Origin of the sequence: Pricia sp. (genome assembly GCF_041745955.1) — a bacterium.
Taxonomy (GTDB): domain Bacteria; phylum Bacteroidota; class Bacteroidia; order Flavobacteriales; family Flavobacteriaceae; genus Pricia.
The window spans coordinates 1-11,654 of sequence record NZ_JBGTHY010000341.1 but is presented as its reverse complement, the minus strand read 5'-3'; the positions used below and the strand labels follow the sequence as shown (position 1 = coordinate 11,654).

The 11,654-nt window shown below is 44.6% G+C and carries 11 protein-coding genes and 1 pseudogene; 6 read left to right on the top strand and 6 right to left on the bottom strand.

Features of this window, described 5'->3' with window-relative positions; all coding sequences use genetic code 11:
- Together ACEW8S_RS12555 and ACEW8S_RS12550 are read left to right on the top strand one after the other, a co-directional pair.
- A partial coding sequence (locus tag ACEW8S_RS12555) for a hypothetical protein (RefSeq protein ID WP_373518490.1) occupies nt 1-233 on the top strand: 233 nt, incomplete at its 5' end.
- 108 nt (nt 234-341) lie between these two features.
- Nucleotides 342-857, top strand: coding sequence for a DUF2892 domain-containing protein (locus ACEW8S_RS12550; protein ID WP_373518489.1), 516 nt, complete (start codon nt 342-344; stop codon nt 855-857).
- On the opposite strand, the gene cls is transcribed toward ACEW8S_RS12550, so the two are convergent.
- The 3 genes from cls to ACEW8S_RS12535 all read right to left on the bottom strand — a co-directional run bounded on the left by cls (nt 854) and on the right by ACEW8S_RS12535 (nt 4,066).
- Complete coding sequence (cls, locus tag ACEW8S_RS12545) at nt 854-2,326, bottom strand: cardiolipin synthase (protein WP_373518488.1); 1,473 nt, start codon at nt 2,324-2,326, stop codon at nt 854-856. The two genes, ACEW8S_RS12550 and cls, sit on opposite strands and share 4 nt — an antisense overlap.
- Before the next feature lie 48 nt (nt 2,327-2,374).
- The gene (locus tag ACEW8S_RS12540; protein WP_373518487.1) at nt 2,375-3,340 is read right to left on the bottom strand and encodes a lytic transglycosylase domain-containing protein; all 966 of its coding nucleotides are present in this window, start codon (nt 3,338-3,340) and stop codon (nt 2,375-2,377) included.
- Nucleotides 3,341-3,403: 63 nt separating this feature from the next.
- Entirely contained in the window at nt 3,404-4,066 is a 663-nt protein-coding gene (locus tag ACEW8S_RS12535; RefSeq protein ID WP_373518486.1) for an alpha/beta hydrolase, read from the bottom strand.
- Nucleotides 4,067-4,249: 183 nt separating this feature from the next.
- On the opposite strand from ACEW8S_RS12535, the gene ACEW8S_RS12530 reads away from it, so the two are divergent.
- Nucleotides 4,250-4,543, top strand: a complete 294-nt coding sequence (locus ACEW8S_RS12530; RefSeq protein ID WP_373518485.1) for a GNAT family N-acetyltransferase — start codon at nt 4,250-4,252, stop codon at nt 4,541-4,543.
- A 100-nt stretch (nt 4,544-4,643) separates the two neighbouring features.
- Here the strand turns inward: ACEW8S_RS12530 and mtaB are convergent, their stop codons facing one another.
- From mtaB to ACEW8S_RS12515, 3 genes and pseudogenes are all read right to left on the bottom strand, one after another.
- The gene (mtaB, locus tag ACEW8S_RS12525; protein WP_373518484.1) at nt 4,644-5,990 is read right to left on the bottom strand and encodes a tRNA (N(6)-L-threonylcarbamoyladenosine(37)-C(2))-methylthiotransferase MtaB; all 1,347 of its coding nucleotides are present in this window, start codon (nt 5,988-5,990) and stop codon (nt 4,644-4,646) included.
- A gap of 108 nt (nt 5,991-6,098) precedes the next feature.
- Nucleotides 6,099-7,274, bottom strand: a complete 1,176-nt coding sequence (locus ACEW8S_RS12520; protein WP_373518483.1) for a GlmU family protein — start codon at nt 7,272-7,274, stop codon at nt 6,099-6,101.
- Nucleotides 7,275-7,606: 332 nt separating this feature from the next.
- Nucleotides 7,607-7,855: pseudogene (locus ACEW8S_RS12515) on the bottom strand (type B 50S ribosomal protein L31); the annotation flags it as partial.
- 184 nt (nt 7,856-8,039) lie between these two features.
- On the opposite strand from ACEW8S_RS12515, the gene ACEW8S_RS12510 reads away from it, so the two are divergent.
- The 3 genes from ACEW8S_RS12510 to ACEW8S_RS12500 all read left to right on the top strand — a co-directional run bounded on the left by ACEW8S_RS12510 (nt 8,040) and on the right by ACEW8S_RS12500 (nt 11,567).
- On the top strand, nt 8,040-8,561 hold the full coding sequence (locus ACEW8S_RS12510) for a DUF4199 domain-containing protein (protein WP_373518482.1): 522 nt from the start codon (nt 8,040-8,042) through the stop codon (nt 8,559-8,561).
- A 51-nt stretch (nt 8,562-8,612) separates the two neighbouring features.
- Nucleotides 8,613-9,587: a glycosyltransferase family 2 protein gene (locus ACEW8S_RS12505; RefSeq protein ID WP_373518481.1), complete on the top strand. Its 975-nt coding sequence runs from the start codon at nt 8,613-8,615 to the stop codon at nt 9,585-9,587.
- A gap of 270 nt (nt 9,588-9,857) precedes the next feature.
- Nucleotides 9,858-11,567: a phospho-sugar mutase gene (locus ACEW8S_RS12500; RefSeq protein WP_373518480.1), complete on the top strand. Its 1,710-nt coding sequence runs from the start codon at nt 9,858-9,860 to the stop codon at nt 11,565-11,567.
- Nucleotides 11,568-11,654 lie beyond the last annotated feature (87 nt).

Here is an 11,654-nt window from a genome sequence, read left to right as displayed (position 1 = left end):
GAACGGCCGATGTCACCATGGATGTGACCGAGCTGGCGACCGCCATGAAGCTTACAGGCACGCAACAAACTCGGATTACCACCAACATGGCTTCCGGATTTATCAAATTAATGACCGTTGAGGGCCTATCGAAAGGTACTTCGACCATGACCCAAATGGGAGATCAAGAAATTCCGACCACCATAAAATCAAAAATCACCTATGAACTTATGGATTCACCTGTGGTGGAGTAAATAACCTCAGAGAAATTCCACTTTAGAAAAGAAATCCCGCCGAGGCTTCGGGGCCAAATTGCAAAAATTAGTGTCTAGTCTCTTTATACACCCATAACTTAAAACGACATGTTCAATAAAAATATAAAACTTGTTATCGCCGGCCTTATCATCGCCTATGCCGTGTATCAATTCGTGGACGGCAACATCGGTAACGGCATTTTTCTGATATTACTTTCCCTTATTTTCATTTTTCTATATTTCAGGAACGAGATAATTTTATTGGCCTTTCTTCGCATGCGCAAGCAAGATCTTGAAGGCACCCAAAAATGGCTTAACAAGATAAAAAAACCGAAATCGGCACTGATACCCAAACAGCAGGGCTACTACAACTACTTGCATGGCATCATCTATTCCCAAAAAAACCTGACCACCGCAGAAAAATATTTCAAAAAGGCCCTGAAATTAGGATTGACGATGGACTATGACGTGGCCATGGCGAAATTAAGCCTCGCCGGTATCTCTATGCAAAAACGTCGTAAAAGGGAAGCTACCAAACTGTTACAGGAAGCCAAGAAGCTGGACAAGAACAATATGCTTACCGACCAGATCAAGATGATGCAGCAGCAGATGAAGAAGATTTAAAGTAACGGTGCCCACAGCCGACTGAAAGATTCCTTCAATTTCCGTCGTATGCCCCTTTCCTTCCAGCGTTCCAGTTCCACTTCTTCGCAATCTTCGAGATCGTTTTCAAAGATACCCGCCATTTGTTCATTGATGGCTTTGTTGTAGATCAGCGCGGTAATCTCAAAATTCAGGGCAAAGCTTCGGTAATCTAAATTTGCCGTGCCTATGGTAGAAAGGCGGTCGTCGACAAGCATCGTCTTCGCATGGATGAATCCTTTGCAATATCTGAAAATTCGTATTCCCGATTCGAGACTTTCTTCGATGTAGGAGTCGGATGCGTATTGTGCGGCCCAAGAATCGGATTCATAAGGCAATATGACCCGAACATCGACGCCGCTGCGTGCAGCAGTTTTCATGGCGGTAAAGATGGCGTCGTTGGGCATGTAGTACGGCGAAGTGATGTAAATGCGTTCACCTGCCGCGGTCATGGCACAGAACAAGGCTTCCATAATATTGGCCCAATCGGTATCGGGGCCACTAGCGGCCATTTGTATCGCAACCGGATCCTGTGATTCGGATTTGTTGTCAGGAAACAGATGCTGTTCGATTTCGGTTTCATCGCCGGTAACGAAATTCCATGTTAGTAAAAAGGAGGATTGTAAAGAACCTACCGCACCGCCCTGTAATCGCATGTGGGTATCGCGCCAGTATCTTTCGTTGTCATACGAATTATCGTATTTCTGATCAAGGTTTATTCCACCGACATAGCCGACAGTTCCGTCGATAACGACTATCTTTCTATGATCGCGATAGTTAATTTTGCTGGTGGAATTCGAGAACCGCACCGGCATAAACGGAAAATGTTGGACTCCGGCTTCCGTCATCTTATCCTTGGCCTTCGACGAAATATCGCTACCAACGTCGTCGTACATTAACCGCACCTTGACCCCCTCTTTGGCTTTCTTACTAAGTATATCGATAAGTTCGGTGCCCAATTCGTCGTCGAAAAGCACGAAATATTCCATGTGGATATGGTTTTTGGCTCTTGCAAGATCTTCCCTCAGCCTTTCGAACTTTTTTTCGCCGTTTACCAATATTTCCATCTCGTTATCGAAAGTAAGAATGGATTTTTCGTTATGCTTCAGTAGGGTATATATTTTGTAAATACCCTCGCCGAAATCCTCCCTAAATCCATCCTTTTCACTTTGATCGAGCTTGAACTGTTCACGCCATCCCTTTATTCGGTCATTGTCTAGGATGTATTTTTTTTCAAAAATTTTGGATTTACGGTAATCCTGTCCAAAGAAATAGTAGACCATCAATCCTAAAAAAGGAAGTGCGGCAAGCGCAAATAGAAAAGATAGTGTTTTTACGGGATTCTTATTCTTTAAAATGATAAAGATAGATAGGCTGATGACCAAAATATAATTGATGGTCAGGGCGATAAGCCAGATATTTTCCTTGCAGAATGCCAGTATCGAATTCACGAACACGAGTTTAACTTGCTTCGGAACCGAATGTACGGAATATAAAATTTATTTGGTCGTCTTATAATACCCCGTTTTAGGAATTTCAATGGTATACTTCTTTTTTGAGCTGTTGTTCAAGTGCGGCTCACGTAGCCAAGGGTTATGCCGTTTAAGAATCTTATAATTGATTTCATATTTTTGGGCATAATCGGCAAAGCTGAGTACCGGCTCCTCCAAATCTACTTTGAAAGTAGGCACGGCCTTATAGAGGTCTTCTTCTTTTACGTCGAAACCATACTTTTCGGGATGGCTTAAAATCTCCTTTATCGCCATGATCCTGAACACGTATCTACCGGTTTCCTGGCCAAGTAACAGATCGTAGTAGTCGTCGACCTGTTGAATACCCATGTATTTGTCGATAGCTCCGGTACCGGCATTGTAGGCGGCGGCGGCCAGCGTCCACGTTCCATATTTTTTATTGTATTTTTTTAAATAATCACAGGCTACCTGAGTGGATTTTTCCAGGTGATAGCGTTCATCGACGTTATCGTTCACCTCAAGACCGTACTGTTGGCCGGTCGCCTTCATGATTTGCCAAAATCCCGTTGCTCCCGCACCTGAAACCACATTTTGGAGTCCACTTTCGGCAACGGCAAGATATTTGAAGTCATCGGGAATCCCGTTTTTGGCCAATATTGGTTCGATTACCGGAAAGTACATGTTCGCCCTTTTGATCAACAAGACGGCGTTCGATTGCCAGTAGGTATTGACCAAAAACTCCCGGTCGATACGCTCCATGACCTCGGGATCGCTTTGGGGCACGGTCTCCCCTGCAAAATTAAGGTCTTCGGGAATGTCGATTGCGGATATGCGGTATCCCTGGGCAACGTTTTTCTCAAGCTCCGGTTCGGTAGTATCCGTTAGATTTTGCGAATTGGTCATCTCTTCACTACTGCCCTGCACGGCATAAATCAAAGTGCTGACCACGAAAAAAAGGCCTAAAAGCAGTAAACCGTTCTTTATAATATTCATATTTCTGATTGGTGTTTTTTAAAGTCAAGGATATGTAACAGTTAATATAATACTACAACTCGATTATTGCAAAATAATTGTAGGTAAATGTGCATTAAACCATTTTGCCCTGTGGATAATCATGGTGTGCGTACCGTTTTTAACGGGAATACAATCTTTGATGTTCCGGATCGGAAAAACGGGATCTTTTTCCCCATGGATATGTACAAGGTTATCGGGAGGTTCGGTTTGCGACCAATGGACCATCTGATCGATCGACCAATCGATATATTGCGTATCGCGTAGGGATAGATATTCCTCATATAGGGCCAAGCGTTTGGTCATGGTTTCCCCAAAAGCATATTTCGCCAAAAGTTCGACATTATTGACCAGGCCTGTTGGCAATATCCTATGAATTTTAGTAAATCTCGCAAATTGCATACGTTTGGGGAGTTCGGAAACATGCTTTACGCTTGAAATAATGATGGTCTTTCGCACCGAGATCAGTTTGGCCATCTCCTGTACAAGCATACCCCCAAAAGAAACTCCTATCAATACGGAATTTTCATGTATTATCAGCTCGTTCATCGCCCTTGCATAGTCCACAAGGCTCATATTCCTTGATGGCACGAACCATTCCAGCAAATGCGGCTCAAAGATATCTTTCGGTAAATGAATGTGTTTAAAAATGGATGGATTGGCGGCCATCCCCGGCATAAAATAGACATGAATCTTGCTATCGTTCATAAAGAACTTGAATTGGTCAGAGGTAAAAGCAGCTAATAATTAGGAAATTAACATAGTGTTCACTACTTTTGTAATCAACTTTGGGAGAATCCATCGTTTTTCTAATCTAGGCAAAAGTAGTTAAAATTACGGCTTGAGAACCCCGTTTTTTTCTTCGGATGTCAAAACACAAATCCTAACTATATGAATGAAGTAGAAATCAACGACAACAGTTTCTTGCGTCAATTTGAAACTAGGGTCGATGGTCATTTGGCCAAAATCGAGTATTCTTCACAAGAACGCAAAGTATTTCTGACCAAATTGGTAGTCCCGGAAGAAATCACCAGTGCAGGTTTTAAGGAAGATTTTATAAAATCCGTTCTTCACCGCATTCAGGAACAAAACCTTCGGGTAGTTCCGACAAGCCCCGAAATAGCAGGTTTTTTGAGGAAAAACAGACAGTACAAAGAGATGCTACCCGTAGGCATCAGAATCTAACACGATTTTTAGGATTACCTTTAAAAAAATCTCGCCAGTCGGCGGGATTTTTTTTGCACACTACCGGAGAGACACCGTGCATTGCATCTCACTACAGTCGCTACAAAACAGGAATCGTGTTGGCCACAAATGCAAACCGCACCAGCCCATCATCCGCAATTTCGGTCAATTTGACACTATGTAACGTATTCACCAGAGCAGGATCCCATGGGACTTTTACCTTTACGTAATTTTCGGTAAATCCGTGTATATAGCCTGCCTTGTTTTCCCCCTCGAACAAAACACTACGCTCCGTACCTAGCTGGCCCTCATAAAATGCCCTGCGTTTTTTAGCGGATAGCCCCCTTAGCATCTTACTTCGCTTCTTCCGTACCTTTTGGGGCACTACCCCGCTCATATCGGCCGCTGTCGTGTTTTCCCTTTCCGAATAGGAAAAAACGTGCAGGTATGAAATATCGAGTTCGTTCAGAAAATGATAGGTCTCCAAAAAAAGTTCGTCCGTTTCGCCGGGAAAGCCTACAATAACATCTACTCCGATGCAGGCATGCGGCATGGTTTCCCTAATCCTTCGCACCCTATCCACATATAGCTCGCTCATGTAGCGCCGGCGCATCCGCTTTAGCATCTGGTCGCTCCCGCTTTGCAAGGGGATGTGAAAATGCGGAACAAACGCGTTGCTCTGCGCAACAAAATCAATGGTCTCGTTCTTTAACAGATTGGGCTCTATGGATGAGATCCGCAATCTGTGGATGCCTTCCACTTCATCTAAAGCCTTTACCAGATCCAAAAAGGTATGTTCGTGTTTTTTGTTTCCGAATTCGCCTTTGCCATAATCGCCGATATTGACGCCGGTTAGCACGATCTCCTTGATCCCTTGTGCGGATATTTCCGCAGCATTTTTAAGCACGTTATCCAGCGTATCGCTACGGGAAATTCCTCGGGCCAAGGGAATGGTGCAATAGGTACATTTGTAATCACATCCATCCTGAACTTTTAAAAACGCCCGTGTCCGGTCCCCGATGGCATAGCTTCCGACGTAGAAATCGGCCTCCTCGATTTCGCAGGAATGTATTTCCGTCATCCTAAGCGCGGTCGAAGGACGATTCAAAATATCATGGATATAATCGGTGATCTTGAATTTTTCCGTGGCACCCAAAACGAGATCTACACCATGGACGGCGGCCAATTCTTCCGGTTTTAGCTGCGCATAGCAACCAATGGCCGCCACAAAAGCATCGGGATTCGCTTTTTGCGCTTTCTTGACGATGGTCTTGAACCGCTTATCCGCATTTTCCGTTACCGAACACGTATTGATGACGTACATGTCGGCAGCTTCCGAAAAGTCCACACGCTCGAAACCTTCCTCCGTAAAACCTCGGGCTATCGTCGAGGTTTCAGAGAAATTGAGCTTACAGCCCAGCGTATAGAAGGCGACTTTTTTCTTCATACCGTACTTCTTTCCATATACTTTACAAAGTTTGGGATGCAAATATACGAACTTGTATAACGTCCATGGATTACAAACCGTCAGATCAACTCAATAGTTCCGCTCAACTCAATAGTTCCGCCACTTCTTGGTAAGCTCAAAAACATGCTCGAGAATACGCGCCTCTACATCGTTGAATTCGACCTGTCTTCGTGCCATCATCACCTTGGCGGTCTCAAAAGCCTTTTCCGGCAAGTAGGTAGAGAACCCGGTAGCACCGCCCCAACTGAAGCTAGGGATAAAGTTTCTGGGGAAACCGGGCACGTATATGTTCACGTTCACCCCGACCACCGTACCGGTATTCAACATGGTATTGATGGCCGTTTTGCTGTGATCGCCCATCATCAGGCCACAAAATTGGAGTCCCGTTTGCTCAAAACTTTCCGAGGCGTAGTTCCATAAACGCACTTTGGCGTAGTTGTTCTTGAGATTGGAGTTGTTGCTGTCCGCCCCGATGTTACACCACTCCCCTATCACCGCGTTGCCGAGATAGCCTTCATGGCCTTTGCTTGAATATCCGAAAATCACGGAATTACTGATTTCCCCACATATTTTACCGTGAGGGCCAACGGTAGTAGCACCGTAAATCTTGGCGCCCATTTTGACAACGGCATGTTCGCAAAGGGCAAAAGCGCCGCGCACCATGGCACCTTCCCAAATTTCAGCGTGTTTTCCCAAATATATCGGTCCGTCGGAAGCGTTTAAAATGCTATATTCCACTTTTGCGCCTTCCTCCAAGAAAATATTTTCCGGATGTATAACACGGTTGGTAGCCGAAATCGGTGCACTTTCCCTGCCAGCGGTAATCAGGTCGAAGTCCGCTTGAAGCGCTTCCCCATTTTTTTCGAAAATATCCCAAGTGTTGACAACCCTTACTATAGCATCCTCAAAATCAATGGTTTTATAGGATGAAAAGTCAACTTCTCGCTGTGTATCCTTGGTGAAAAACGCAATGACCTCCTCCCCTTGAAAAATAGCTTCGTTCTCTTTGAGATCAATTATGAGGTCTACAAGCATTTTAGTCGGTAAAAGGGATGCATTTATCAAAACGTTTTCCTCCATTTCCACCATGGGATATTTTTCGGATAGATAGTCCTCCGTAATCGTGGTGGTCGTATTTCCCAGATACTTTTCCCATTTTTCGCGTATGGTGAGAATACCGATACGGATGTCCGCGACCGGTCTGGTAAAGGTAAAAGGCAACAGATTGTTCCGGACCGGACCGTCGAAAAGAATGTAGTTCATGGGTTGATATTTCTGTAAATGTAGTAAATGCACTATAATGCCAAAAAAATACCCCCGAACATCGAGGGCATCTTATAAAATAGCTTTGAATAAAAAGATTATTTTTTTTCTTCCGTATCAGCTGCAGCTTTAGGAGCCTCTTTTTTAGGAGTTTCTGCTTTTGCATCCGCCTTTGGAACTTCCTTCTTAACCGTTTCGGTCTTCGCTTCTGCCTTCGGAGCTTCTTTTTTAGCAAGTTGCGCCTTAGTTTCAGCTTTTGGGTCCTCTTTTTTGGCAGCTTTATCTTTTGGAGCTTCCTGCTCTGCCGATTTTTCTTCGGGAGCCGCTTTTTTCTTCTTGAACTTGTCGTACTTGTTCTTGAACTTGTCGATACGTCCGGCGGTATCCAAAAGTTTGGCCTTTCCGGTGTAGAACGGATGTGAGGTTCTTGAAATTTCCAATTTCACCAAGGGGTATTCGGTTCCGTCGACCTCCAAGGTCTCTTTGGTATCCGCGGTAGATTTTGTCAAGAACACTTCATCGTTCGACATGTCCTTAAACGCTACCAATCTATAATTTTCTGGGTGGATGTCCTTTTTCATCAAGCAAAAATTTTACGCGCCCATTCCGACAGGCACTCATTTTAAGGCTGCAAATTTAGGTATTTTTTGGAGACATGCAATGTTAACGTATAAAAAGAACGATAAAAATAATGTACTTTTAGCTGTAACAAAATCCCATTGGGAACAACTAACTTTTTGAATAACCTATAAATAAGTATCTAAGATGGAAGACAATCAACCTAAAACCGGAAAATTTATTTGGACGTATGGTTCACTGCTTGGTCTTGCGGGAATAGCTTTCGCAGTAATCCTATTTAGCATGGAAATGCATTACGAACAAGGATGGGACGTAAGGATAATCGGCACGCTTCTAATGGTGGGTGCCGTTGTCTTGGCGACCCAGCAATATAAAAAAGCAAATGCCGGATATTTAAAAATTTCGGATGCGCTAAAGTTAGGTGCAGGCATCGGTTTGGTCGGCGCTCTTTTTTCACTCATTTGGTACGCCCTATTAACGAATTTTATAGAGCCCGACTTTATGGATAAGGCCATGGAAATCGCAAAAGTCAAAACTTTCGAAGAGAATCCGAAACTTACCGAAGAGCAATGGCAGCAGGGCGTGGAGATGCAAAAAAGCTTCGCTTGGTTAACGTATCCCATTGTTATTATCATTAATATTGTCATCGGTCTTGTTATAGGGCTAATCACCGGGCTAATCATGAAAAAACAAAAGCCCGGATATTAAATATCTTCAATATCAAAATCGTATTTTTGGACGGATTTACAGCGACAATCCATGAATCTATCCATAATCATACCGCTTCTCAACGAGGGGGAATCCCTTCATGAACTGCACGATTGGATCGTCAACGTAATGAAATCCGAAGGCTATTCGTACGAGATTATTTTTATCGACGATGGCAGTACTGACAATTCTTGGCAGCTTATCCAACAACTTTCAGGGGCAAATCCCCAGGTCAGGGGAATGCGATTTCTTAGAAACTATGGAAAGTCACAGGCCCTGCACGCCGGTTTTAAAGCGGCGCAAGGGGATGTGGTCATTACTATGGATGCCGATTTGCAGGATAATCCCGAGGAAATTCCCGAATTATACCAACTGATTCAAAAGGATGGCTATGATCTTGTCTCGGGTTGGAAGAAAAAGCGCTACGATTCCGTTCTCTCCAAGAACATGCCTTCCAAATTGTTCAATTGGGCGGCAAGGCGGACCTCGGGCGTAAATCTGCACGACTTCAATTGCGGACTAAAAGCCTTCAACAAAACGGTTATCAAGAATATAGAGGTTTCCGGGGAAATGCACCGCTATATTCCCGTACTCGCCAAAAATGCGGGCTTCTTCAATATCGGCGAAAAAGTGGTAACGCACCAAGCCCGAAAATACGGTAAAACAAAATTCGGCATGGAACGCTTTACCAACGGATTATTGGACCTCATCACCATCTGGTTCATATCCAAATTCGCCCGCCGACCCATGCACCTCTTCGGAGCCTTGGGCGTAGTGATGTTCATCATCGGTTTCGGTTTCGCTAGCTACTTGGGCATCGACAAACTCTTTATCAACAGGTTCGGACGCTTGATTACGGATCGCCCCCAATTCTATATCGCCCTTACCGCCATGCTCCTCGGTACCCAATTGTTTTTGGCCGGGTTTCTCGGGGAGATTTTGGTACGGAACCGAAGGAACGAGACGAGCTATACCGTTTCGGAAGGAGCTAATTTGGAGGTTACGGAGCATTCGTTTTCTCCGTGAAAAAAAGATATTGTTTTACACGAATCCCAACTTTTAAATAGATACAAGCTATTTTACCTGTCCGTCCTTAGGGGAGCTTGTCAGATTAATTGCAAAAGGTTACGCATAGCACTATCCTATCTTTTACTTAGAAGAAAAAGGCGATAAAAACATCCAACGAAATACTATTTTCCATCCTTTTATCCTAAAAATTCCATATCTTCCTATCTTTATCGGCTGCCGATGACAAGCAACGCTATGAAATTAATAATTCACCTAATAACCTAGTACATGCAGAACATTCTAGACACCGCAAAAACCTGGCTGACCGATTTTTTTGATCCGGCCGTAAAAAAGGAAGTCCAACATCTGATCGAAAACGACAACGACGAGCTCAAGGACCGCTTTTACAAAAACATGGAATTCGGTACCGGCGGTATGCGTGGAATTATGGGCGTCGGCACCAACCGGATCAATAAATATACCTTGGGGAAAAGTACCCAAGGCCTTAGCAATTACCTTAAAAAGGCACACGACGGTAAAGAGATCAAGGTCGCCATCGCCTACGACTGCCGCCACAACAGCGATACCTTGGCAAGAACGGTGGCGGAAGTCTTCTCCGCCAACGGCATCAAGGTATTTCTGTTTTCGGCGTTGCGCACAACTCCGGAACTTTCGTTCGCCGTACGATATTTGAACTGTGATGCGGGCATCGTTTTGACCGCATCCCATAATCCCCCGGAATACAACGGCTATAAAGTATATTGGAGCGATGGCTGCCAAATCGTTCCCCCGGAAGACGGGGAGATTGTTGCCGCTATCAACGCACTTTCTTTTGAGGAAATCAAATTCAAGGCGGATGAAAGTCTGATCGAACTCATCGATACCCAAGTCGACGAACCTTTTTTCAAGGCCTCGGTCGCGCACGGGGATTTCAATGCGGAGGGAAAGAATGATTTCAAGATTGTTTTCACCTCCCTGCACGGTACCTCGATAACCGCCATTCCCGAAGTATTGAAACGGGCGGGCTATAAAAACGTTACCATCATCGAAGCACAGGCCGAACCGGATGGGGATTTCCCAACGGTAAAATCCCCCAATCCCGAAGAACCGGAAGCCCTTTCCATGGCCATTGCAAAAGCAGAGGAAATCGGGGCGGACATGGTTGTCGGTACCGACCCCGACAGCGACCGTTTGGGCGTGGCCGTAAGGAATCTCGAAGGAAAAATGGAAATCGTAAACGGCAATCAGGCCATGATCATGATGACCCATTTTCTTTTGGAACAGCAAAAGCAAAAAGGTTTCGAGGGCAACGAGTTCGTGGCGACTACCATCGTTTCGACCCCAATGATGGAAGCCATGGCCAAAGCCTACGGCGTAAAATTCAAGACCGCGCTGACCGGATTCAAATGGATCGGTAAAATGATCAAGGATTATCCCGACCTAAAATTTTTAGGAGGCGGGGAGGAAAGTTTTGGCTATATGATCGGCGATTTTGTGCGCGATAAAGATGCGGTTACCGCTACCCTACTCGCCTGTGAAATCGGTGCCCAGGCCAAGGCAAACGGTAGTTCGTTCTATGAAGACTTAATCGATTGCTACGTCAATTACGGTTTCTACAAGGAACACCTCATATCCCTGACCAAAAAAGGGATGAGCGGTGCCGAGGAAATCAAGCAGATGTTGAAGGATTTTAAGGAAAATCCCGTCGATTCCGTCGCCGGTTCCAAAGTAAAATGGATCGAGGATTACAACACCTCGACCGCAAAAAATGTTTTGACCGGCGAGGAAAAAGCGATCCACATTCCGAAATCCAACGTACTGATCTACGAAACCGATGATGGCACCCGCATCGCCGCCCGGCCGAGTGGTACAGAACCCAAAGTCAAATTCTATATCAGCACGAACGCGAAACTTGACAAAGCGGAAAACTTCAAAAAAGTCTCCGAGGAACTCGATGCCAAAATCGACCGTATCAAAAAAGAACTTGAATTGGGTTAAAAGAACCGTATTGTTAATTTTATGAGGTCTACTTTGCCCTTATTTTCGCGACATGACTGCCTTGTTCTTAAAATAATGGTGAAATCG